Raw genomic sequence first — 25,591 nt, 5'->3', positions numbered from 1 at the left:
ATGATGATGCAACGATTCAGAAAAGGCTGGCTGTTGGCAATTGGCTTGACGGTCAGTCTGGTAGCGCAGGCGCAGGATGGTGAAACGGCGTCAAAACCATCTTTTTATACGTACCTGGGGCTGATTCTTGCCCTGCTTGCCCTCATTGGTCTTGTTCTGCTCTGGTGGCAGAATCGGCTGGCCTGGGATAAGATCAACTCGGAAAGACGATCCGCTACCGGTAACTCCGATGGCGTTCGGGAGTTAAGCGGGCGGGTGATGTCGCTGGAGCGCGATAACAAAGCGCTGATTGTTAAACTGAAAGCTCTGGACGAACAGGTGATACAACTACGGCAACTTGTTCGCAGCGATAACCGGCAAGTGGCCACGGCTGTTCCGCCAACACCAGCTGTTGAACCACGGCAAGCTCCTGTGCAACAACCGGTTCGGCCCAGTGAACCTGCGCAAAAGTCGCCAGTCGTATCAGCACAGTCGCAGCGGCCAGCACCGGTCAATACCCCCCCGGTTAAACTGTATGCCCGCACTGCCGATGTACCTGGTGGGTTTAGCGTAAGCAGCCTGGTCGAAACGCCCAATCGCCCAATGGTATTTGTGATTACGCCAACCGGGCCAACTCAGGCCACCTTCCGCGTAACCGACGATCCTGAAGCGCAGCGATTGGCTCTGAGCGATCCGTATTCGTACCTGAGCGATGCCTGCAATTACCAGTCACGGCCCGAGATAAATAGTCGGATTCACGTGATTTCCGACGGAAAACTGCAATTACAGGGCGAAAAATGGCATATTGTTGAAAAAGCGGAAATTAGTTTCTATGTCTAATGTGTTAGTGTTTGGTAAGTAAGGTAACTGGGGAATTGGGTTTCGCTCGTTGCCATTTACCTGACTTACCCAATTACCTTTGCTACGTATTTAGGCAGTCAAGATGACGCTTACCGAACTAAAAGAACGAATTAAGGAAGAAGTTGTCCTGCATGAGGGTGACTTGAAAGAATGGCAGTGGCGCAGAAATGGTCTGCTAACCGAAGCCGAGCAGGATGGTATTCCCTCCGCTGAATTCATGCGGCTGGTCAATGATGTTAGTTATCAGCTTGGCGGGCTGTTCCCTCGGATCAATGCGCTGAAGTCCACGGCCGAGACCTATGCCCGTGCCGATAAAAAACAGCTTCTGCCACTTCATCTCGACGAACTAGTTGCTGAAGCCGAGCGATTGACATTATCCAAAAACTTCGTAACAAAACGCTGGCTCCCGGCTATTCTGGCAACTATTCCAGATCCGCCAAAATCAGAAACGGTTGCCGTACCGGTTCAGCCACCAGCGCCCGTTACTCCGCCCTCTGTTGTTCCCGTTGTTCCAACAAGTCTGAGCCGGGACGAGGTGCGCCGGAAGGTTGCCGCCAAACTTGACGACTATAAATCACAACGGACCATTCCTGCCTGGGTATTGCGCGATTTGCTGTATGCGATCAATGGTGATGAGTCGATCGTTACGGAGGAGATATTTTCGTATCTCGTCAGCAATTTTTTCAAAGCCGCGCGCGAACCCCAGGGCAATACCCTGCGCGAACGACTAGTGTCGGCCGATTGGGAAAACGTTCTTTTTAAAGTCAATCCGGAACCTGCTCCCGTTGTAACGCCCGAGCCTTACCGTCAGGAGCCATCGCGAATTCCCGAACCTCAGCCTATTGTACGCTCATTTACGGCCCAGCCCGCCCGTGTCCGTAAAGGCGAAGCCGTAACGCTGGCCTGGGAGGTGGAGAATCTGCTGGCGGTTACGATCGATGATCTCGGAGCCGGGTTGTCTCCTCAGAACAGGGGTTGGGTAAAGCCGACAAAAACCACAGATTATACGCTGTTCGATGTCAATAATAATCCGTTGAGTACCGTTCGGGTAGAAGTTATACGCCCCGACCGGAGCGGAGTTTATGGGGTGCTGTTCGCGCTGGCGTTGCTGGCTCTGATCTATTGGTTTATTAAAAATACGAATTCAGAGAAAACGGAACCAGTCGAAAAGCCACGAACGGAAAAGACCTCCGAACGGTCTGGAAAAACGCCTGTGCATTTGGCTGGAAAAAAGCGAAAAAAATCAGCCAGAACGACTAAGCCGGAGTCAGAAAAACCAACAGAAACCATTGCAAAGGCTGAGCCTGCACCGAAAGCCAAGCCTGAAAAGCAGGAAACGCCGGTTCAGACAACGTCCAAGCCAATCAGAAGCGAACCATCCGAAACACGGTCTTCGTCGCAGGCCGCCAAACCACAGTATTCGGAACCCAGCGATAAACCTTACGACAAAGTAGACAATCGCACCGATGAGCAGGGCTGGCGGATGGCCCGAAAAGGGAAACGCTGGGGTTACGTCAATGAATTCGACGAATGGGTAATTGAACCCCAGTTTGAGGCAACAACCCCTTTTCGGGGAAATGTAGCGTCTGTTTTTTTCAACGGCCAGCTTATGAAAATAAATCGGGCGGGCGAACAGGTGAAGAATTAGTGACAGTGTGCAGTTTGCAGTTCACGATAAGCTCCCTGCTTACTGAAGACTGCCCACTGCTAACCGCCTACTGGCCAGGGGTAATTTCTACATTTAAGTTCTGAAATTTAACCGTTTTAGAAGCCGTTATAACCCCAATTTTATTCCCGCTGAACTTCCTGAAAACGTGTGGACTATCCTCTACTTCTTCACCATTAATGTAAAAATGAAGTTGATTCAACTCTTTTTTTACCATTAATGTATTCCGTTCCCGACTCACATTTACTCGGGGTGGCGTGGGTTTTCCCGGCATGTAGTTCGCAAATGTACCCCCGTTGATGAGCGACTTAATGGATACCTGATTGGTTCCCATCAGCCGGAATTGGCAAAAATTGTTCACATCTTTTACCCCAAGCAGTAAGCCGCCATCGGGTTGGACACCCGGTGGTACGATCATATCGATCGTTACTGTAAACGATTCCGCTTTATTTAAATCAATCGTTGGTGGTAGGCTGATATAGCTGCGAGCGGGATTTACGGTCGATGCAGACGTTTTGTGGATGTAGTAATTGCCAAGACTTATTTCAAGCTCATACCCATTCTTCTGGCCCACCAGCCAGCGATTCTGGTTTTTGGTGAATGTCTCGCTGAACGTGTTTGGCGTAGTGTTCACTGGTTTAGGCGCTTCACTGACGGGAGTTTCCACGATGGGAGCCGATTTTTTTTCCGGGATCGGTGTACTCACGGTTGGTGCTGGCGTCTCCACTATCGTTGTGTAAGTCGTGGGAAGGTCGGGCCCGGATGCCCCTAACGTGACGCTTAATTTCTGAAAAGCAGTCCAATAGGCAGAGGAGATCATACCAACGTTATTGCCTGCCAGCATTTTGAAGCGATACGGGCTGTCACGAATTTCCCGTTCATTGACGTAGAAATGAAGCGCATACCCCTTGCGCCGGATAGTAAGTCGATTTCGGTTTCGATCGACGGGGACGCCCGGCTTGAAAAAATCACCCGGCATATAGTCGGTAAATGTTTCGCCATTGGTCACCCGGATAATCGACACTTCACCTTTGTTATTTAAGGTAAAGGCGCTGAAATTCAACGAATCTTTTACGCCGAACAGCAGCCCACCGGTTGGTACTCGCCCTGAATCGGCTAATACGTCGATCTTGATGGTGAACAGGTCGGCAGCGTTCAGATTAATGTCCGTTGGCAGGGGTACATAGCTGAAGGCGACCTGCTCCGTATTAACATTCCGTTTGCGGATACTGTAGCGGCCCATCCCGATCTGGTAATGATAATCACCTTTAATACCCGCTTTCCAGCCATTTCGGTTCGTGGCAAAATCGCCGGTGAAAGCGGGTCGGAAATCGGGAGACGAGGTAGTTGATGGGGCCGTTCGGCTCGGTCTTGACACCGGTACCTCCGGAACTGACGACTGCTCGGCCGGAACTGTAGCTGGCTGTGTAACCGGCGGGTCAACGCGCGTCGGTGTTGGCACCTCAGGTCGGGGCGCATCGGTACGAACTACGTTTGGCTGAGCGATATCAGGCTGCGATTGGCTCGGTTGGGTAGTAGCGGGTTGAGTTGCTGCTGGCCGATCAACGGGTGTTGCAGCTGGCTGGGACATGGTCACCGGTGTATTGGCGGGCTGAGCAGGCTGGTTTGCTACCGATTGGGCTGGGCGAGTCCGGGAAGTAGACTTGAAGGTAATCTTCTGCCAATCGCTGGTGGCCGAATAAATGAACGGTTTCGAGCGTCGGGGCGCTTGCCCAAAGCTGGCTGTGCTTAGCAAAACAAGAGCGGTAAGGAATGAAAACAGTCTCATGATCGTGTCTGCTTAGAATGAATACCGGACAACGGCTGTTGGCTGGCCAGCCTGTAATCCAGGATAAACCGTAAAGGATTGAATTCGACGCGCTTCTTTCTTCAACTGGTTGTTCCGTAATCCTTTCAAAAATGTCAGAACTACATCGGCGGCTGCCACAACAAGGGCTCCCCGTGTTGCCAGAAAATAGCGATGGTGATGGTCGTTGGCAGTCGCATAATACGGTTCGGCGGCTGCTGTATTTTTCTGTTGTTCATAGATGGCGAAATTATCCATGGCCTTCTCACGCTCCAAGATCCCATAAGCTACCAGCCCGTAACACCCGATGGTTAGTAACGGTCGCAGCCCAATTTTAGGCTTGGGCCATTGAACAAAAATATTGCCAATGCCAGGGGCCACTGCCGACAGCAACGCCCAGGCAGGGCCAGCATATCGTTCTTTTCGGAAGCGGGTCGTATCGGGTTGGTATCCAGGCTCGTTAAGCGTACCAGAAGGTTTTGTTGTCGATTGGGGATCAGGTATCGAGGTTGGCCGCTCGGTTTTAGGCGGGTCGGCAGTAACGACAGGATTAGTCCGGGCTGGTTTTTCCGGAATAACTTCCGGCCTGGGTGTCGTTGAAGCCGGATTGGTGGCTAGTTGGGCTGCATCTGGAATGAGACCGGTTTTAACCCGAATAATTGCCTGTATTTCTTCATTCAGCGAGTAGCCATTGGCCAGTGCATTCCAGACGATTCGCCGGTCGGTGCCAGCGGTGATACGCATGCCAATATCTCCCCGAACAAACTGAGGCAGGACATGTAATGTTCCACGCAGTCGGCTCCGGATATCAAAATAAACGGAGTCGCCAGGGCGGGCTGTAATCAGATCGTAGCGAATTTCCAGTTGCGATGAGTCGACAACGCGCATCCTGATGTTGCGTACGCGTTCCTGAGCCAGACTGGGGGAGATGGCTAACACACTAAATAGAGTGATAAACAACAGACGCATCATATTCAGTTACTGACGGTGATTTGGCGGGTAGTCGTGTATGTATCATCGCAGGTATTGCCGATGGCGATTGATACGGTATAGGTTCCGGCTTTTTGGTAATTATAGGTTACCCGCGTTCCGATGCGATTGACGCCTTTGCCATCGCCGGGATCCCAGCCAACAATGCCAATATCTCCCTGCGCATTTTCCAGGAAAAAGGTCACATCCAATTCATCGATGATAAAGCCAATAGTTGCCGATGGTTTGGCACAGACAGGAAAATTTTTTCGCTCTAAATCAAAAGGTTCACAACCCATCAATGTGAGTACGAGTAACCAGAAAATAGACCGTTTCAGCATAGTCGTGGAATCATTCACAGCAAATTAAGCAATATTATACCAACAGATTGCCGTTCGTCTAATAAATTGGTACCCAAAGGCTAATTCAGACACCTTGTCAAATACCAATATTTTTTTTAAATTTAATCAGTGAGTTATTCACAGATTTTTAGTAACTCACTGATACACTACTTGTATAATTACCCACTCACTGACTGTTAACTATGCGCTGGTCTGCCAAAACGAAAGATGAATTGGTCGCTGAAATTCAACGACTTCACCACGAACGTGATGGGGTAATGCTGGCGGATACGGCTCCGCCTTATACCGATGTTCGTCAGACTCTGGATCAACTCAATCTGATTGGAGTGACCGTTGATCACCAGGGAACCCTGATTTATGCCAATCCCTATACATATCGCGTAACTGCCTGGCAACCAGATGATGTTGTTGGGAAAAGTTTCTTCGATATTTTTATTCCAGCGGCTGATCGGGCACGCCTTGAAATGGAATTTGAGGAAGCGCTGACGAAGCGGAGCGTTCCTGAACAAAAAGAAATCAGTTTGCTGGCGCGTAGCGGAGCCGTCCGGAATGTGCAGTTGAATTCGTTTGTCATTAATCCGTCAGACGATCAAAAGGCCGCGTCGTTTACACTGATTGGCGAAGATATTACCAACAAACGACGGGTAGCCTCGGCATTGTCGAATACCAATGCACAATTGCAGGATCTGGTCGATAATACGTCTGACCTGATTCAACTACTTACCCTCGACGGTAAATTTATTTTTGTTAACAAGGCCTGGCGCGAAGTGCTTGGCTATGGTTCCGACGAAATTGCCGCTCTGAATCTGCGCGATGTGCTCCATCCCGATTATGCAGACAGTACGCTGGCATTGCTCAAGCGGATTCAGGAGGGTGATAAGTTGCCCTATTTTGAAACCGTTTTTCGAAGCAAATCAGGCAAAACGCTTTTTCTGTCGGGAAGTGTAAATTGCCGTTTCGATAATGGACGTCCAACAGCGTTCCGCTGTATTCTGCACGATACGACCGGCAAAATCCGAGCCGAAAAATCACAGAAACTGTACTATAGCATTGCCAACTGGACGATCAATACGCCCAACCTGGATGAGCTATACCATAAAATCCATGAAGAGCTGGGCAACATTATTGATGCCCGTAACTTCTTCATTGCGCTTTATGACTCCAGCAAAACATACCTCTCGTTTCCCTATTACGTCGATGAGTATTTTGGGGGCAACATGCGATTCACGAAGCGCAAGTTGGGGAATGGCCTTACGGAATACACCATCGGAGCGAATAAACCGCTGTTTCTGTACGAAAAAGACATTCGGCAACTGGCCGAAAAACACCAGATCGATTTATACGGGCAGCTTCAGCCGCAGGTAATGCTAACGGCTCCGCTTCGAATTGGCGACGAAATTACCGGCATTATCGGTGTCAAATCGTACGATGATCCGCTAACCTATGGCCCTCGGGATCTGGAACTGCTGGAGTTTATTTCGGGGCAGGTCGCACTGGCCATTGCCCGTAAGCAGTCGGAGGCTGTGCTGGACAAGCAAAATGCACGACTCAATGCCATTTTTGATAGTAGCACGTATCTGATCTGGTCAGTCAATAAGGCGTTGCAACTGACTTCGTTCAATAAAAACTATACCCGGCTTATTGAATACCAGCTGGATGAACTGCCTACGCTTCATGCCAGCGCTCCGAAGCTTGGCTGGCGGATGATTGGGGAAGAAAACCGCCGGATGCTGGAAGAAAAGTATCGGCAAACGTTTCGGGGATTTCCACAAAACTTCGAATTGTTTTTCGAAACGATACGGGGCGAAACGTACCTTGAATTTCACCTGAATCCAATTCTGCTGGCTGGCGGAGTGATTGAAGAAGTGTCGGGTATTGCCCGTGATATTACGAACCGGAAACGCGCCGAGATTGCCACCCGGCAAAGCGAAGAAAAATTCCGTGGAATCTTCGAAAACCTCCAGGACATCTATGCTCGTGTAGATCGGAAAGGCCGGATCACAATGATTAGTCCTTCTGTTTTCAAACGCATGGGCTACACACCCGAAGAGGTTCTCGGACAGGATGCTACGCAGTTTTTTGTCGATAAAACCATCATTCGGCGGGCTATGATCAAGCTGGGCCGAAATCATAGTTTACGCAATTTTGAGGTGAGTATGCGCCGGAAAGACGGCACCGAAAGGCAGTTTATGTTCAACATGCTGCTGCTAAAAGACGAGCAGGGCATCTATTCGGTGGTAGCCGTACTAGCGCGTGATATTAGCGAACTCAAAAGGCAATCGGTCGAGTTAGTCAAAGCCAAGGAGGAAGCCGAACGGTCGCTGAAGGTCAAAGAGCGATTCCTGGCCAATATGAGCCACGAAATTCGGACGCCGATGAACGGTGTTATCGGTATGATCGACCTGCTCAACGATACCCAGCTCGATGAAGAGCAGCGTAGCTACGTCAAAACCATCAAACGTTCGTCAGAAACGCTGCTTAACATCCTCAATGATATTCTGGACCTCTCTAAAATTGAGGCTGGAAAAATGGCACTCCATGAGTCGCCAGTAGCCTTCAAGGAAATCTTTGAGAAACTTATCGCGCTCTTTGGGCAGCAGGCCAGCTCTAAAAACAACGAGCTGACTTATCATATCAGCGCGGATTTGCCGACGTTTGTGATTGCCGACCAGACACGGCTTTTGCAGATTCTGTCGAACCTGACCTCAAATGCCATAAAATTCACCGAAAACGGTACGGTACGCGTCGAAGCGTCGCTGATCAGTAAGCGTGGTAAGTTTAATCGAATCCGGGTGGATGTGAAAGATTCAGGAATAGGCATCTCTCCGGAAAATATCAATCTGCTGTTCAACTCATTCAGTCAGGTTGACACATCATCGCGGAAATCGTTTGGGGGAACTGGCTTAGGATTGTCTATCTCCAAAGAACTGGCTCACTTGATGAAAGGGGAAGTAGGCGTGGAGTCGGTAGTAGGCATGGGCAGTACGTTCTGGTTTACCATCGAACTTAAAGAAACCGCCATCAGCCCAACGCAACAAACAACGGAAGTTGCTGAAATTGCACTGGCCAACTTTTTCAGCGATTACCACCCGAATGTGTTGCTCGTCGATGATAATGCGGTGAATCGTAAGGTTGCCAGCGAGATTTTACGTAAAGCAGGCTGTGTCGTGGTTACTGCCGACAGTGGTCCAGCGGCAATTCTGGAAGCCGAGAAAGGGCAAAGCAGCAAAGAAAAAGGCGAGTTTAACGGCTTCGATGTCATCTTTATGGACATCCAGATGCCCGACATGGACGGGGTAGAAACCACTCAGAACCTGCGCGAGAAATTTGGGAAGCAGCTTCCAACGGTTGTGGCCATGACAGCTTATTCCATGCGTGAAGATCGCGAACGATTTATTAGTCAGGGTCTTGATGATTACATCGCCAAGCCGATTCGTGCCCAGAGCCTGATTGCCAAGGTTAAAGAAATAACGGATGCCAACCGGGCTAAACAGACATCAGCCCCCGTTCAGCAACCAAAACCCGTTATTGCAGCATCCGAGCCTGTATTGCCCGTTATTGACGACGAGATTGTGGGCCAATTGCGCGACATTGGTGGACAGGAATTAGTAGATAGCATTATGGAGGAGTTTGTCACAGAGGCCGACGAACTGGTTAGCGGTGCCGTTAAAGCCTACACGCTCGGCGACATTCCAACGGTTAAAAGCCACCTGCATACGTTAAAAGGCAGTGCCGGAACGATTGGGGTTGCGCGTGTCGCCGATATTGCCCGTACGGCCGAAGGTAAACTTAAAGTGAATGATACGAGCGGCTTAGCGGATGCACTGAAAGCCCTGGAGCAAGAGTTCACCTTGTTTTTGAAGGAATGGAAAAAATAAGTTTTCAGCAGGCAGTAAGCAGTTTTCCGTTGGTAATGGTTAGCTACTTACTGCCTGCTGACGATTTATTCCCTTAGTCTCTAACCGGGAATTGGCTCAGTTGCCGTTCCAGATCAAAAATAGCTCCCTGCAATTCACGCTTATCGGGTGAAACCGGTAAATAAAAAGGTGTTCTGTCCCGCTTCCAGTTAGGAAGGGCATCAGAACTAAGCTTAATGCGAAACCGGTAGTCACCGCGGCCAATCGAAATATTACTGAAACCCAGTGCCGGGTCAATAAACGTCAGCTTAGCGCTTAATTCATCGCCATCGGCAATTGAGCGCATCCATTTCAGGAGTAGCTCCATTTCCCAGGTCGATAGAATTGATGCGGTACGAACGTAGTCGTGTTCCTGATATTGAGTTTTTACGCTCACAATCAGCCAGTTGCGATCCATAAAATAGGGTGAGTCACTACACTCATAATCCAGAATGTTCAGCTCAAAAGAGCCTTCGGGTCCGGTCAGTTTCATGGGTTAGATTAGATAAAAAAGAAGGCCTAACAACGATTGTCTGCTATAACGACGCGGTGTGGAAAGGAAACAGAAACCGTTAACTAACTGTAAGACAGTTGTATGACGGAGCGGAGAGCAGTAACTCTATTGACGTAGTGAATTGGAGGACTAAAATTAGAAAGAAAGTTGGATTGTTGTATTAATTGCGTGTAATTTTTTTAGAATAATAGTCCTAGTAATAAAAAAAGCATACGTAGAGCCTTAAGAATCAAAGTCATTCTGATTAATGAGTAACAAAGCCCTTTTTTGCGTTTGCGGATAAAATGCTAATTTCACCACGCTAAATGTAACATGATTCCCAAAGCCCTATGTCAGCTTCCAAACGCGTCCTGATTGCCGAAGATAGCTCCGTTATCCAGAATCTGGCCCGCAAAATTCTAGAATTTCAGAACTACGACATCACAGCAGTTAAAAACGGTGAACAAGTACTGCAGATTCTGGAGAAAGAAGATTTCAGTATCCTGCTGTTAGATATTAATATGCCCGTAATGGACGGTATGGAGTGTGTCCGGCGTGTTCGCGCATTACCCGAAAAAGAGAAAGCTGCGGTTCCTATCGTAGCGATCACAGGTAACGCTAAGAACTATACGGAAGAAGAATTTAAAACGGCCGGCTTTAACGATGTTCTGGTTAAACCGCTCAACTTCGATCGATTAGTTGAAGTGGTTAATCAATTGACCGATAAATAAAGTATGTAGGAGTGAGGAGCGAGAAGTGAGGAGTTGCTGATGCAACAGTAACTCCTCACTTCTCGCTCCTCACTCCTCATTCCTATGATTATCACGCTGCTTGGTACAGGAACGTCGTCGGGAGTGCCGTTAATTGGGTGTGAGTGCGATGTGTGTCGATCGGTTGATTTTCGCGATAAACGATTACGCTCGTCCATTCATATTGCTATTGACGGGCGCAGTTTTGTTGTCGATACAGGCCCCGATTTTCGGCAGCAGATGCTTCGGCTTGATCTAAAACAGCTCGATGCAGTCCTGTTTACGCACGAACATAAAGATCATACGGCTGGTCTGGATGAAGTTCGCGCGTTTAATTTTCGATCGGGCCAGGATATGCCCATCTATGCCCGTTTACCCGTACTGACTCAACTAGAGCGGGAGTTCTCGTATATCTTCGCCGAGCATAAATATCCTGGAATTCCTCGAGTCAGAGCCCACGAAATTCAGAATGAGACTTTCGACGTATTAGGCGTACGAGTCACGCCAATTGATGTTCTGCACCATAAACTCCCGGTTTTTGGTTTTCGTATTGGTGAGTTCACGTACTTAACCGATCTCAATTACATTTCTGAGGAAGAACTGGAAAAGGTGTACGGGACTAAAGTTCTGGTGCTTGATGCACTCCAGCGTTTACCTCACCTTTCTCACTTCACCCTCAATGAGGCCATCGAACTGGCCAATCGAATAGGGGCCAGTAGAACCTATTTTACGCACATCAGCCACAAACTCGGTCTGCACCGGGAAGTTGAAAAAGAACTGCCTTCTCATATTCGATTGGGGTATGATGGCTTACAAATCAACTTGTAGAGTCGCCACACTGATTGGCCGCCAACCACCAGCGAATAGTTCTACAAACCAATTCCCGTCACACGGCGTTATCCGTTCAGACCAGTTTCTAAAGCGATGTTAACGCCCATAAAGCCGTCCCGAACGTTTTCCGATATTCTGCTACAACAATACCGTCAGCAGGGCGATCCGCCCGCCGATGCGGTTATTACGGCGATTGTTGAAGCCGGTGGGAAAAACGAGCTTCGTTTGCTAATGAACTGGCTGGCCGATAACCAGGATTTTACTGTTAACGGGCAACCAGCCCCTGTTCGTGACTTTTTTGCCAGCTATACGCAACTGCCAGCCTGGGCAGACTCCAGACGGATGGAAAGCGGCATGGAATTCTTTAAAAAACACGCCGGCCAAATTGGCTTGATTCTGGGTTGTTTTTCGCTCCCGTATTGTTATCTGGGAGCTAATGGAGCGCAGGTACTCTGGCTTACAGAACGAATCAAAAACGATACCATTCGCCGGTTGCAGGAAACAGGGGAGTGGGTGTTTGGCGTGAACAATTCGAAGGAATGGGTAACGGGGAAAGCCATAGTCAGGACGCTTAAAATACGATTGATTCACGCAGGTGCGCGCTGGTTTTCCATTCATTCAGGTCGTTGGAATAACGATTGGGGGTATCCTGTCAATCAGGAAGATATGGCCGGTACAAACCTGGCCTTCTCCTACATAGTGCTGCGCGGCTTACGAAAAACGGGGATATCGGCGACTGAACAGGAGGAGGAAAACTACCTTCATCATATCAATGTCATTGGTTATCTAAACGGCGTTGTTGAAGAACTTCTGCCGGAAAATCTTCGCGAAGCCTATGTACTGGATCGGTCCATCGCCCGGCGACAGTTTGTTTCATCGGAAGCAGGCAGAGGGCTTACTCATTCGCTACTTACGGGTATTACGGAGCAGGTAAGAAAGACGACAAAGCGGTCAGTTGATGATCGGCCAGAAGCAATCCGGAACCTCGCAGCGGGTGAAATGCGTTTCTTTCTGGGCGATCAATATGCCGATTGGCTCGGTATTCCTAAAGCTTCCGTCGAAAAACGGATGGCTGGACTGGTTAACCGTCTGCCAATTTTCTCAGGTCAGTTACCGAATTTATAAGTTCGACGTTTGCCGTTCGTGGTTCGTAGTTATCGCTACAGCATCGACTGCAAACTACAAACCAAACACAACACTTGTTTCAGTTAGAACCTATTGCTGCTCTGGCTACTGCGCCAGGCATTGGTGCCATTGCTGTCCTTCGGGTATCGGGCGAAGGCGCCATTGACATAACCAACCGTATTTTCAGAGGGAAAGACCTCACAAAGCAGGAATCGCATACGGCCCATTTTGGCACATTGCGCACGGCTGACGGTCATATTATTGATGAGGTCCTGGTAACGGTTTTTCGAGCACCGAAGTCATTTACAAAAGAAGACGTTGTCGAAATCTCCTGTCATGGATCAGAGTTTATTATTCAGCAGATTTTACGTCGGTTGACGCAGGAAGGAGCCCGACTGGCCCGCCCCGGCGAATTTACCCAGCGAGCCTTTTTAAATGGGCAGTTTGATCTGGTTCAGGCCGAGGCCGTAGCTGACCTGATTTCGTCTGATTCGGAGGCCAGCCACCGTGCTGCTTTGTCGCAGTTGCGGGGGGGCTTCTCAAAACAGTTGAAAGTATTACGTCAGCAATTAATTGATTTTGTTGCACTGGTAGAGCTGGAACTGGATTTTGGCGAAGAAGACGTTGAATTTGCGCATCGCGACCAACTCAGGCAATTAATGCTCGATATCCGGCGCGTATTGCATCCACTGATTGACTCATTCTCGACAGGCAACGCGATTAAAAATGGGGTGCCTACCGTGATTATTGGCAAACCGAATGCAGGAAAATCGACGCTGCTGAATGCCCTGTTAAATGAGGAGAAGGCAATCGTTTCGGATATTCCGGGTACAACGCGTGATGTCATCGAAGATGAACTGTTCATTGATGGCATCCGGTTTCGGTTGATTGATACCGCCGGTTTACGGGAAGCTACCGACCAGATTGAAGCGATTGGTATTGAGCGCACCCAACAAAAAATGCGGGACTCTGCCCTGGTCGTTTATCTGTTCGATGGAAAGAATATTTCGCCTGACGAACTCCAGGAATCACTTGCCGACATACGTTTATCGGGCAAGCCGTATTTACTGGTTGGCAACAAACTGGATGCACTGACTGATGAAAAGAAACAGCTACTGGAAAGCATTGCTGCCGAACCCATTGTCTGGATTTCTGCCTCGCAGCAAACCTACCTCGACGACCTGAAAGCTGCGTTATCGGCCCGCGTTCGGACCGATTCGGCCGTGCAGACGGGTAGCGCTGTCGTGACCAATGCCCGACATTACGAGCACCTGACGGGCACCGATGACGCGCTGGCTCGTGCCCTTACAGGACTGGATGCCGGAGTAACCCCCGATTGGCTGGCTATGGACTTGCGGGTTGCTTTGCGTCATCTTGGTGAACTGACGGGAGAGATAACAACAGATGATTTACTGGACTCAATTTTTAGTAAGTTCTGTATCGGAAAGTAATCGAATTTATTGATTCAATAATATTGCGCTGCTAAAGAACATTTAAATAGAAGTAGTATAGGCAATGGATATAGCTATGCACTTAGTTTTGTACAATTAGGACTTTCCTTCAGAGGTGTGCCACCGCAACCGCGGACGGTCGCAACCGCAGACGGTGGTTATCAGGAGAAGCATCAGGAACCGTGGCACACCTCCTAACGAAAGCCCAAGCAATATATCCCTTAACTAGTTTAGATAGGCGACCACATAGGCGCCCTCTAAAAGCAATCCTTTCGGTAACGATTCGATAAAGGAGCGCTCTTCTTCTTGAGGCTTAATTACCCGCTCACTGCCTTCTAACTCAAAGACAATAGGAAGAACATAAGTACCCGTATACGCTTGTTTCTGAGCTGGAAGCTGGCTCATCAGGCGATTGACTTCTTCTTTAAACGAAGCATCCACGTTGGCTTGGTTCAATACCTGAACATCGGTCACCTTCCCTTGACTATCTACTTTAAATTCGACATACGCTTTGGCTACTTTTTCCGCTCGCTGAGCCGCTGCCGGATAGCGTATCAGTTGCGAAAATGCCTGACGAAAATCCGGATCGTTACCTAACGAACGATCAATAACTTGTCCATTCGACAAATAAGGACTGAGTAGGAGAATGCCTAAATAAACAACTAAAGTTTTCATAAACTATTTTATTTTGACGTTAAAGGCCGGTATCTGACTAAGATGCATAAATCGAACAGAATCCATAATTATCCACTTTTCTGTTGCATACGTGTCCATGATTTTCCAGAGCTGATGAAACGGATTGGAGCTAGTACGTAAGATCGGAGTATTCGCCCGTCTTGAGAGCCTGGAAGCCCTTTTGGCATCGTTCAGTACCATATAGCATAATCTGAATGACTGTTCCAAAAACTGATACTGGTTTAAATCTTCCTACTCAGTAGCATCTATGTATAGAGCAAAATGTAGCCGTAAGAGGTGCATTTACCGAGCTTGATGATTTTGCAACAGCCACTGTAGACAAAGCTATTTAGTAAGTTCGGTGATGTTTTTAACCATTAACTAAATAGATAGTTTCTATGGGTAGATCGTATAAAAGAATAGCACTGGGGCTTCGTTTGCAGAATAGATGTTACATAAAATCCCTCCCTGTTCTATGCGTCCTCGACTCTTTATTTCTTTACCAGTATACGTAGCAACGTTGTTTTGCCTGCTTCACCTGGGAAGTTCGATCTCGTACGCGCAAAGCAATACGCTGGAGCACTGTCTTGAAACAATGCATAGAGCCAGGAAAGCCATAAGCGAGAGTAGATCGCCAAACCAGCAGACGCTTTTTCCTGTTCTTGACCCTACTTACCAAAAGCACCAACAGAATTACGACAACTGGGCAGAATGCGTAAAAGGCCAGAAAGCACCTTTATCAGCTTTCCAGACGATAGATGGTGAATCGTATGATATGGCGACCTTATCGGGTAAGGTGCTGGTGGTAAACTTTTGGTTCATGAGCTGTGCCCCCTGCGTAGCTGAAATACCCGCTTTGAATAAGCTGGTAAAGGAGTACAAGGGCAAAAATGTCCTTTTTCTTGGGTTTTCAAGTGATAAAGCAGCAGCCTTGAAGCCCGCCTTTTTTGAGAATCATCCCTTCGATTTCAAAATCATTGCTGACGCCAGAAATATCATTATTCCCTTCCATACAAATAGCTTTCCTACGACCTATATTGTAGATCAGCGAGGTATTATTCACCAGGCCTGGATTGGGTTTGTGGGCAACGGAATGGATAGCTTAGCTCCCTATCATAAAGCTAAATCGGCCATTGACGACCTATTGACAACGGCGAATAAATGAGTTGAGAGTTGTACTTTATGTAGGAATTATGATTGAACTGGTTGATTCTGCCATATAATTTTCCCCTTTACAAATTCATCGTACTAAAATAAAATACTGACATACAGCAAGTTTTATTTTACGGCCGCTAAGTCCGAAGGATCAACTAGCAGAAAACCAGGGTTGATACAGGCCCCCTGCCAGCGCACGCCAAAATGCAGATGAGGACCCGTCACCCGACCCGTTTCCCCAACCAAACCGATACGTTCCCCTTTGGTAACCGTCTGGTTGGGTTTAACCATGAAGCTCTTTAGATGAAAATATTCGGTGACCAAACCGTTACCATGATCAATAAAAACCGAATTACCACTATAGAACAGATTGGCCGCCAATACTACCCGACCATTAGCAGCACTTAATACCGGCTTGCCTGCCGATACCGGATAGTCCTGACCGGTGTGACGGTCTCGGGGTTGTCCATTTAAGGTGCGACAGGCCCCAAAATTGCCAGCTCCTTTGGGTAGTGGACTGGCTGGCTTACCGATTGGCAGATCGAAGACGGCGGGGCGAGGTTTCGCCTGGTAAGCAATCAGGGGATTAACCCGACTGGCTTCCTGGGCCGCCCGAGCCTGATTTTGAGCGGAGACATTTACATATTCTTTTTTAGGAAAGTTATCCAGATTCTCGTCAACGCAGCGCTTTTCGGTGACGGTAAGTTGGGCGCTTTCCAGCTTTCCTCCGGTCGTACGTCGAGACATGGAATAGTGTCCGGGCTTCATGTCCATATCAACGGGATAATAACAGGTGCCATTAACGGCTGCCCAGGCTCGTTTTTCCAGGCTACAACGTAAACAATTACCCGCCCATCGAGCAACCTCACCCTGAGTAACGCTAACCGATAGAGTCGGGGCCATTGGCCGAAGCCCCATTGACAAAGTCATCGCCAGTGCCATACTGACGGAGAAGGGCAGTCTATTCATGCTTCTGAGCTTAAACGTTGATGCTTCTCAACAAGGCAGGCCGTCTGATAGTTTTAAAAACTTAGTTTAACCAGGCGCATTCAGGCTTGCTTGTGAAGCAGGGTCGTTTTCAGATCAGCAACACTCCAGACAATGGGTTGAATTTGACTCACAGGCTATTTATAAAGCCAGAATAAACAGGTGATTGAGTCAGACCAGGAATAGTGCGTTGTTGTTGCTGTTGGCGTAAGCGCTTGGCAATCTCGATTAGCTGACTTCCTGACTGCCCTTGTTCTTCTATACTGAGTTGATCATAATAGTGTTGCCGAATGGGTTCCCATTGAAACAGCTCTGTTTTGGCATCATACACGCCCAAAAACTCTATATGTTCATCAATAACAAGCTCCTGTAAGCGAGCCTTGACATCAAAGGAAGAATCGCAGCTGATTTGGCAATACTGATTATAGGCAATATAAATTATTGAGAAGCGGTTTAAACTTAACATAACGTATTGAGTAGTGATTCAACTATTAAACGGAAAATGCCGTAGATAGTTTTTCCGTTTAAAACCCACGGCTTCCTGATTCGACTGTAAGCCACATCAATCTCATTGACACTAACCGCTTGATTTGACTTCTTATGCTTGCCTGCCACCTTGATAGTCTTCGTGGCATAGCCAGACTTGCCGGTTGGGTTGAGGGGCCTGGGGTATACTATTGGCCAATATGAATGTGGTCTTGTTCTGCTCGGCCTGGCTCTCCAGAATTAAGCAGGGCCATATTGTTGTTGCAGGTTGGCGACCTACGGGTTCAAACTACTATTATGAATCGTTGTCAATCGATGGATTAAAGCCAATCGTTCCACTAACTGAAAAGAGATGCGAGGGAGCTAGATTTCATATGAGCTAACCGATTTCAGTAGAAAAGTATACTTAAGCTTGTTGACCTATTAATTAGACAACTAAGTCTATTTGTATTGTATACGTTTAATAAAAATAGAAAAATAAGCATAAAGCCTAAACGATCATCATGGGCAGATACTAGTATTTTTAGATGGATAAGCAATTAAAGTCTAACGCGAATCGGTATGCTTGACGTCAGCCACCTTCGATGGCAAATCTGTTTAATTTATTTTATTTTTATTCAGGCTTGTGAGTTAAAAGCTCAATGCAAACAAACTTATTCGTGGGCTAATTGGCAAAACTTTACTGGTAATCAGGCAACTGGCAATATTCTCGTCGATAATAAAGTAGTCAGTGTGACGATGTCGGCTAACTACGGCTTCTTTTCAACTACTGGAATCTATCGTGTTGATGTGTTCAGTAAATTCAGCGGCTACAATGCTATCCCCAATGCAACGGTACCAGCAACACAATGGTCGATCGGATCGGGGGGGAAAACAACCATGTGTTTTTCAGAACCGGTTACTAATCCCATACTATTGTTAGCCTCATTAGGCCGGACAGACTTTGGTAATATTATAAAAGTTACATTAACCTTCTCTGAACCATATACTGTTCTGCATGACGCTGGCGGAACAACCTTTATCGATTCGTACTCGTTAAGTGCAACGGAAGGCAACGCTATTATTTTATTTCCGGGAACATTTACCTGCCTGACAATCTATTCGGAAACACCCGAGAACTATACAAATCTTACCTGGGGATTACAGCCTCCCCTTTTCCCTGTCAATATTGCAACCTCGCAGGAGTGCGATAAAGTTACCCTAACGGCAAGTGGCGGAAGCACTTATAAATGGAGTGGAGGAGAGACGCCAAATGGGGCGTCAAATGTAGTTAGAACAAGCGGTGTTTATAGTGTGACCGCTACTGATCAGAATGGCTGTACATCCATTGCGTTAAAAACTATAACGTTATCTCCCAAAACAGCCCTTACATCCGCCCTGAGCAAAACCATTTGTCAGGGAGATTCGTATGCAGGCTATAAATCCAGTGGCACTTACGTTGATATTTTTAAGACAACTGGTGGCTGCGATAGCACCAGAACGCTTAATTTGAGTGTTTTGGACATTCCTAAAATTACGTTGGATAAAAGCCGCGAAATTTGCGAAGGACAGAGTACGGAGCTTAATCCAGCTCTTACATTGACTAATTCGCCCGTCAATTATAAATGGACAACGGGTGAAACAACGCCAAAGATTTCAGTTAAACAAGCCGGTTTATACAGTGTCACAATCGCTAATGGTATCTGTTCGACTATAGCTTCTACAAGCGTAACGGTCAATCAACAACCTACCATCAAACCCGATGAAGAGATTTGCTTAAACTCAGCTCCTATTCGCTTAAGTTCGGGGGCAGTAGCGAATCGGTTGACCTATTTGTGGCAACCGGCAAACTCGACCGATTCGACATTGGTAGTTATGCAAGCAGGTCAATATCAGGTTACTGTAACTACTGGAGCAGGTTGTAAAGCGTCTCGTACTATAATGGTCCGGGCAACTCCACAAATTGAATTGGGCGCCGATCAAATGATATGCGATGGGGCAACGGTTGACTTAGTCCCCACGATTAGCAGCTCTGGCCAGAGTTCTACCTATAGATATCAATGGTCATCCGGCGCTACCACCAAAATGCTAACAGCTGGCAAACCGGGTCTTTACAAGTTGACCGTTTCGCAAGGTGTTTGTCATGCAACTGACTCAGTCAAAGTTGACGTCAGTCCAGTACCCAGGATTCTACCAGATACGACGACCTGTACAGATAAACTTCTTTCTGCAGGCGGATTAGAGAGCAATCTGACATACTTCTGGCAACCTTCTAATGAAACTACATCAACCATAAAAGCGCAGCAGGCAGGTACCTATAAGGTTACAATCACAAATAAATATAACTGCTCGGCCATACGAACGATTCTGGTAACGGGTTCTTGCATGGCAACCGTTTTTGCACCTGATGTTTTTACTCCTAATGCTGATCAGGTTAATGATACATTCAAACTAATCGTTATGGATGGTCTTCAGATCCGACTCACAATTTATGATCGCTGGGGGGCGGTTATTTATTCGGGGGAAAGTAGTAATCCTCAATGGGATGGTAAGTATAAAGATGAAGAATGTTTACCAGGCGTTTATCCGTTTGTTCTACTTTATAAATCCCTTAACAATGATGAACTTCATGAACATCGAGGTAGCCTTTCACTGATCAGATAAGTTAGTTTTTTGAAAACCCTTTGCTCATAAGCTGTATTTGCTAGTAATCATGTATTTAGCTAGCCAAATTAGTGTACTATAATGCACTTTCTCATTAAACATCCACCAAATTTTACTGTATTTGCGTAAAAAGGGCGGCATAATGCACCAACTTAAGCTAATACAAGCCCTTAAAGAACGTCGAGATATACTCCATATCACTCAGGAGTATCTGGCAGAGCTGTCCGGGGTGGGACTACGAACCATCAAAGAGATCGAATCCGGTAAGGGTAATCCAACCGTTGAGACGCTCAGCAAATTGGCTGATATATTGGGCATGGAACTCCCGCTCGAAATCAGGAAGCTAAGCGAATAATCCGATGCGGCAGGCAGCAGTCTATCATAATGGCCTGAACGATGCCAGCAAGCGGGCCTATCAACTAGGTTATAACGCCAAGCGTAACAACCTGAACCAATGAGAGTAAACCCGTAGAAATTGGGATTTACCCCGCCTATTCAATCATGTGCCCGAGTAAACGGATAATTTTTTCTTTTCAGAGACGGTCATTTTCGGTTTGTAGATCAATTAAATGACGAACCTGTTCTTTTTGTGGTTTCACCAGATGCCCCTTATTCAGGTATTTCTTCGGTTGATGAAAAAATGGGCTCTCGTTTCGACTAGTTGACAAAAAAAGCCTTATGAGTTGATCAACTTAGTAATAGGATAGATTTACGGTATTATCTAAAATGTATAATTATTTGCCATAATTTTGTATTTTTTATCGATAAAATACAGTAAGGGGTTGAATATCAGTCATTAGTATTTTTGTATTACTTTCTGTAGCGATTAGCGAGTGATAACTATAGTATTGATAATAAAGTATTAATATGATCAGCTAATTGATCATAAAAAGTAAATTTTTGTAGTTATTAATAACTATTTATTATAGAATATTTAATCATAGTTTAATATTTTCTTTTAGGCTAAAAACGTCACTGCCGATTCAGTCTTTTAGTAGAATAAGTCATTGATCGATTGGGAAATAGCTATCGCAACTGCTGATTGCTTCCCAATTGATCAATGACTAAGAGCTTTTAATAAATCGACTGTTATTACTAAAACAAGAATATATATATTTGGAAAAGTACGCAGAGAGCTAAACAATCAGGTCCCGATGCAATACCTGTTAGATCTATACAAGGACGATGAAGAGGGAATTAAGCGAGTATTAACAGGTATACAATCCCAATTTGATGTATTACCACTTCAGCTCAGTACTTACCAATCCTGCAATGATTTAAGAGGTGTTGCCGATTTATGTCATACGATGCGCATAAGTTCAATGATGATTGATTCATATGACATACAAATGAAATTTTATCAGCTTGAAGCGGATATTTTAGATAATAGGCTTACTACTGAAGAATTAATCAAACGGATCCAGGAGATCCAGACACTTTTGCCCGACGTAATCGAATCGATACACCTTTATCTTGATTTCTATGATTGATTCATCATCTACTAAAGTTGTAATAATAGGGGGTGGAGTGGCGGGTTTGAGCGCAGCACATGAATTATTAAAAAGAGGCTATGAGGTCACTATTGTAGAAAAAAGCGAAAGCCATTTAGGAGGTAAAGCTCGTAGTGTTAAATTTCAACCCTCCAATACAAATTTCTTTTTACCAGCTGAACATGGCTTTCGTTTTTTTCCTGGATTTTACGGAAATATAACGAGGACCATGAAAGAGATCAAATTGAGTAACAATAAAACAGTATTTGATAATCTTACCCGGGTCGAGTATTATACTTTTCTGTTTACTGATGGCCGAAAGCCAATTGATATACCCGTTAGCGTTGGCCAGGACATACGTAGAATGCAATGGAGTAAAGCCATAAAAGACTTTCAAAACTTAAGAGAAGCCTTTAAAGATGGAAGGATAACAATCAAAGACGAAGGGCGCAATTTCTTTACTGAACGATTATTTCAACTATTTACAAGCTGTGAAGAAAGATATATTACAGAATATGAACGAATACCCTGGTCAGAATTTATTGAAGCAGATAATGAAGATTTCGGAAAGGATTATAAAAAACTACTAGCTGAAGGTTTAACAAAAAATCTGGTTGCCTGTCGTGCAGACAAAGCCTGTACGAGAACAGGTGGAAAAATTCTATCACACATGATATGGCAAATCGTTAACCCATTTGGAGGGGGAGCGGATCGGGTATTGAATGCCCCGACCAATGACTCGTGGCTAATACCATGGGTTGACTTTCTTAAAAGGGAATATAAAAATAATTTTAAAATAATCCAGGGAAAGCGTGTTATAGAATTAGAAGTAAAAGGAAAATCATATGCTGGAGATAAAGATACAATTCAATATATTACAGTTAATGATACAAACAACCCCAAACCTGATACAGAGATTATTAATGGTGAAATTTTTATTGCGGCAGCGCCAGTTGAACGATTATATAGCTTGTTAAACAGGAGTCCGGCGGTTTCGGTAGTTGATCCAACATTAAAACTGATAGATGAACTTCAGAAAGAAACCGAATGGATGAATGGTATAATTTTTTACTTAAACATTGATGTAGAAATTGCGAATGGCCATGTTACAATTGCAGATACGGATTTTGCCATTACAATTTTTTCGCAAACACAATATTGGCAAGAGTATTTGAAAAGTAACCCACTTCCTGAATATAATGGAAAGCAAATTAAATCGGTATTTTCTGTTATACTTTCAAATTGGAATGAACGTGGTGTAATCACTCCAAAACCCTTTAAGGAGATGACACATCAGCAAGTAATAGATGAGGTATGGAATCAAATTAAACAATGCACTATATTAAACCAAAAGAATAAACAATATTTTAAACTGACGGATAGTGATTGTTTTTTACCACTTACTTACCTTGATGAGTCTATTGTAAGTAATCGCAATAATAGGGGCACACTTTTTAATAAAGAGCCTTTATTAGTAAATACAATTGTAACGCATTCGCTGCGACCAGAAGCTCATACCAGAGTGAATAATTTGTTACTTGCTTCTGATTTTGTTAGTGCAAATAGTGATCTGGCAGATATGGACACTGCCAATGAAGCGGCTAGAAAAGCGGTGAATAATATTTTATTTAAATCTGGTCGGAAAAATTACTGTAAAACGGCCACCTATGTTTTACCTTCTCTTTTGGGCCTTTTTAGCTTAGCCAGAAAGCACGATAAGGTCAACTATTTACGCGGATTGCCGTGGAAAACATTCAAACCATTGTATTTATTTTTTCACTATAGCTTTTTGTTTATTACCTATATTCTTCGCTTTCCAAAACCAGTAATTATAATTTGTGTATTATTGTATTTAATACTATTAGCTATTATGTTAGTTGCGAACAGAATAATAAGCGTATTTTTTAGCCTATTCTACAGGCTTTAACTGGTATGAATATGAATATTATCAATTATAGGCCGCCAGTCGATATTTCTTCCGAAACAGAAAAAGGAAAACATAAGCTGTTTTATAATTGTTGCTTAATAACCGTATTAACTATATTGTCTACCGAAATTAATAATATTATTTTTGGTTTTAGTCAGGCTTTATTTCCTACCTTATTCTTAGGGCTGGTTTTTTTAGTGATTTCTATCTTATTCAGGAAACACAAAATAAGTTTATATAAAGCAGCTAATCTATATATATTATCTGGAAGTGCGCAAGTTGTTATAAGTATATATTTGTCAAATGGTTTTCAAAGCCCAGTGCTTTTCTGGAGCTGTTTAATTCCTGTATACGCATTCTGGTTACTTAATAAAAAATACGCGATATTTTGGCTACTTGTTTCAATTAGTATCCCAATATTGTTTTTAATTTTAGATATTTTCAATTTCAAATTTAGCAATAATTACGATTTTTATTATGAGAACCATAAAGTATGGGCATTGCTGGTTTGTCTGTTTCTAATTATTAATATATTCTTTGTCGTTTATGATTTTGAAGTAAAGAAGAAAAACGCCATTGATGAGGTAAATGTTAAAAACGAAGAATTAAGGTTAGCTTTAATAAGGCTTGAAGCGGCCAAAAGTGAATTAGAGCTTGCGGAGAAGCATAAAGACTTATTTATAGCACAGATGAGCCATGAAATGCGAACTCCGATGAATGCAATAATGGGAGTTGGGGAGTTGCTTAAAACAAGTGATAAAAAAGAACAGGACGAATTAGTAGACATTCTTAATCGTTCGTCTAAACATTTATTGTACATAATTGAAGATATTCTTGATATTACTAAAATTCAAACAGGAAAATTTCAATTCCAGACGTTGGGATTTGACTTAAAACCGTTGCTTAAAAGTGTTTACGAATCAAATAAGATACAAGCAGACCATAAAAATATCGGTTTCCGATTTCATTTTGAAAATGAATTGCCTGATAAGATTACAGGCGATCCACATAGAATTTCACAGATATTAAATAATTTACTAAATAATTCAATAAAATTTACTGATAAAGGCGAAGTGAGATTTATAATAAAATATGATGTAGTAGAAAAATTGATAATTTTTAAGGTTACTGATACCGGAATAGGAATGTCGGAACAAGAAGTTAATAAAGTCTTTGATATTTTTAGCCAGGCAAATTCAGATATTCACCTAAAATACGGCGGTACTGGAATGGGATTAAGTATCACTCGCCAGCTGGTTGATTTGTTTAAAGGTAAAATTATAATAAAAAGCAAACTTGGAAAGGGCACTATAATTACCGTTTCCTTACCTGTAGAGTTTGAAGTACAGGAAGATAGCGAAGAAGTTATTGGCGACGCTAATCAATCTATGATTAAAGAAGATCTTGCCGGACTAAAGATATTAATTGCGGAAGATAATGAAACCAATAAGTTAATTATTCGGAAAATACTGCATTCAACAGTTCCCTCTATATTAATAGATTTTGCCTCTGATGGAGATGAAGTATTAGCTAAGATTGAGAGATCAAGTTATGATATTATTCTAATGGATATCCAAATGCCCAAAAAAAATGGCCTCGAAACCACTAGATTAATAAGAGCACATCAGGATGAAAGAATAAATAAAACAAAAATAATTGCATTAACTGCATATGCCAGGAAAGCCGAGATAGATAAATTTTTAGAAGCCGGGATGAATGATTATGCTACTAAACCAATTGTTAAAGATGAGTTAATAAGAAAAATTCACGATTCAACAGTGGCTAGCCATTCTTTTTTAGCTTAAACGTTCATTCACTATTCTTTTTATAGCAGACTAACACCCAAGTTCAGAGATAGATCTATTTAATCTGACTATTTCTTGTGCAATCATAAAAAAAACTCACTTACACCCATTTGCCGCTACTTGGCTTATAGCTTGGAGAAGAGCTAGAATAATTACTCTTGCCACACGGATGTAATTCGGCGAATTTGTTTTTTTTTAGATAATTAGTTAAAATTCGTCAATATGGTTATTGAA

The 25,591-nt window shown here is 44.6% G+C and carries 20 protein-coding genes; 13 read left to right on the top strand and 7 right to left on the bottom strand.

From position 1 onward, the window contains the following. Positions 1–819 carry a hypothetical protein gene (locus tag GJR95_RS12465; RefSeq protein ID WP_162386177.1) on the top strand — a complete coding sequence of 273 codons (819 nt, stop codon included), beginning with the start codon at positions 1–3 and terminating at the stop codon, positions 817–819. 103 nt (positions 820–922) lie between these two features. After that, the gene (locus tag GJR95_RS12460; RefSeq protein WP_162386176.1) at positions 923–2,488 is read left to right on the top strand and encodes a WG repeat-containing protein; all 1,566 of its coding nucleotides are present in this window, start codon (positions 923–925) and stop codon (positions 2,486–2,488) included. A 67-nt stretch (positions 2,489–2,555) separates the two neighbouring features. On the opposite strand, the gene GJR95_RS41835 is transcribed toward GJR95_RS12460, so the two are convergent. Genes GJR95_RS41835 through GJR95_RS12445 form a run of 3 tightly spaced genes read right to left on the bottom strand, consistent with a single transcriptional unit; the run spans position 2,556 to position 5,623 of the window. Next, positions 2,556–4,295, bottom strand: a complete 1,740-nt coding sequence (locus tag GJR95_RS41835; protein ID WP_198424839.1) for a hypothetical protein — start codon at positions 4,293–4,295, stop codon at positions 2,556–2,558. Positions 4,296–4,307: 12 nt separating this feature from the next. After that, on the bottom strand, positions 4,308–5,285 hold the full coding sequence (locus GJR95_RS12450) for a hypothetical protein (RefSeq protein ID WP_232541164.1): 978 nt from the start codon (positions 5,283–5,285) through the stop codon (positions 4,308–4,310). A gap of 2 nt (positions 5,286–5,287) precedes the next feature. Next, positions 5,288–5,623 carry a PKD domain-containing protein gene (locus GJR95_RS12445; protein WP_162386175.1) on the bottom strand — a complete coding sequence of 112 codons (336 nt, stop codon included), beginning with the start codon at positions 5,621–5,623 and terminating at the stop codon, positions 5,288–5,290. Positions 5,624–5,826: 203 nt separating this feature from the next. On the opposite strand from GJR95_RS12445, the gene GJR95_RS12440 reads away from it, so the two are divergent. Then, entirely contained in the window at positions 5,827–9,522 is a 3,696-nt protein-coding gene (locus GJR95_RS12440) for a PAS domain S-box protein (protein ID WP_162386174.1), read from the top strand. Between the two features lie 73 nt (positions 9,523–9,595). On the opposite strand, the gene GJR95_RS12435 is transcribed toward GJR95_RS12440, so the two are convergent. Further along, positions 9,596–10,033 (bottom strand): WapI family immunity protein, encoded by a 438-nt coding sequence (locus GJR95_RS12435; protein WP_162386173.1) that lies wholly within the window; start codon positions 10,031–10,033, stop codon positions 9,596–9,598. Between the two features lie 350 nt (positions 10,034–10,383). Here GJR95_RS12435 and GJR95_RS12430 point away from each other — a divergent pair, with 350 nt between their 5' ends. The 4 genes from GJR95_RS12430 (at position 10,384) to mnmE (ending at position 14,189) form a co-directional block, all read left to right on the top strand. Continuing rightward, positions 10,384–10,764, top strand: coding sequence for a response regulator (locus GJR95_RS12430; RefSeq protein ID WP_162386172.1), 381 nt, complete (start codon positions 10,384–10,386; stop codon positions 10,762–10,764). Positions 10,765–10,848: 84 nt separating this feature from the next. Next, positions 10,849–11,610 carry an MBL fold metallo-hydrolase gene (locus GJR95_RS12425; protein WP_162386171.1) on the top strand — a complete coding sequence of 254 codons (762 nt, stop codon included), beginning with the start codon at positions 10,849–10,851 and terminating at the stop codon, positions 11,608–11,610. A gap of 96 nt (positions 11,611–11,706) precedes the next feature. Next, the gene (locus GJR95_RS12420) at positions 11,707–12,738 is read left to right on the top strand and encodes an oxygenase MpaB family protein (RefSeq protein WP_162386170.1); all 1,032 of its coding nucleotides are present in this window, start codon (positions 11,707–11,709) and stop codon (positions 12,736–12,738) included. 74 nt (positions 12,739–12,812) lie between these two features. After that, a complete protein-coding gene (gene mnmE / locus GJR95_RS12415) occupies positions 12,813–14,189 on the top strand; it encodes a tRNA uridine-5-carboxymethylaminomethyl(34) synthesis GTPase MnmE (RefSeq protein ID WP_162386169.1) in 1,377 nt (458 codons plus the stop codon). A 225-nt stretch (positions 14,190–14,414) separates the two neighbouring features. Here mnmE and GJR95_RS12410 read toward each other — a convergent pair whose 3' ends face one another. Then, on the bottom strand, positions 14,415–14,864 hold the full coding sequence (locus tag GJR95_RS12410) for a TonB family protein (RefSeq protein ID WP_162386168.1): 450 nt from the start codon (positions 14,862–14,864) through the stop codon (positions 14,415–14,417). 475 nt (positions 14,865–15,339) lie between these two features. Here GJR95_RS12410 and GJR95_RS12405 point away from each other — a divergent pair, with 475 nt between their 5' ends. Continuing rightward, positions 15,340–16,029: a TlpA family protein disulfide reductase gene (locus GJR95_RS12405; RefSeq protein WP_162386167.1), complete on the top strand. Its 690-nt coding sequence runs from the start codon at positions 15,340–15,342 to the stop codon at positions 16,027–16,029. 113 nt (positions 16,030–16,142) lie between these two features. Here the strand turns inward: GJR95_RS12405 and GJR95_RS12400 are convergent, their stop codons facing one another. Next, positions 16,143–16,988: a M23 family metallopeptidase gene (locus GJR95_RS12400; RefSeq protein WP_162386166.1), complete on the bottom strand. Its 846-nt coding sequence runs from the start codon at positions 16,986–16,988 to the stop codon at positions 16,143–16,145. A gap of 148 nt (positions 16,989–17,136) precedes the next feature. After that, entirely contained in the window at positions 17,137–17,472 is a 336-nt protein-coding gene (locus GJR95_RS12395) for a hypothetical protein (protein ID WP_162386165.1), read from the bottom strand. Between the two features lie 581 nt (positions 17,473–18,053). On the opposite strand from GJR95_RS12395, the gene GJR95_RS12390 reads away from it, so the two are divergent. From GJR95_RS12390 to GJR95_RS12370, 5 genes are all read left to right on the top strand, one after another. Beyond that, positions 18,054–20,135 (top strand): T9SS type B sorting domain-containing protein, encoded by a 2,082-nt coding sequence (locus GJR95_RS12390; protein WP_162386164.1) that lies wholly within the window; start codon positions 18,054–18,056, stop codon positions 20,133–20,135. A gap of 142 nt (positions 20,136–20,277) precedes the next feature. After that, positions 20,278–20,490, top strand: coding sequence for a helix-turn-helix transcriptional regulator (locus GJR95_RS12385; protein WP_162386163.1), 213 nt, complete (start codon positions 20,278–20,280; stop codon positions 20,488–20,490). A 799-nt stretch (positions 20,491–21,289) separates the two neighbouring features. Continuing rightward, entirely contained in the window at positions 21,290–21,625 is a 336-nt protein-coding gene (locus tag GJR95_RS12380) for a hypothetical protein (RefSeq protein ID WP_162386162.1), read from the top strand. Further along, entirely contained in the window at positions 21,618–23,552 is a 1,935-nt protein-coding gene (locus GJR95_RS12375) for an FAD-dependent oxidoreductase (protein ID WP_162386161.1), read from the top strand. Before GJR95_RS12380 ends, GJR95_RS12375 begins: the two co-directional genes overlap by 8 nt. A gap of 11 nt (positions 23,553–23,563) precedes the next feature. Continuing rightward, a complete protein-coding gene (locus tag GJR95_RS12370) occupies positions 23,564–25,357 on the top strand; it encodes an ATP-binding protein (protein ID WP_162386160.1) in 1,794 nt (597 codons plus the stop codon). The last annotated feature ends 234 nt before the right edge of the window (positions 25,358–25,591 follow it).

The organism is Spirosoma endbachense (assembly GCF_010233585.1).
Lineage (GTDB): Bacteria > Bacteroidota > Bacteroidia > Cytophagales > Spirosomataceae > Spirosoma > Spirosoma endbachense.
Note: the sequence above shows the minus strand (reverse complement) of the source record. Positions and strands in the feature narration are given on the sequence as shown.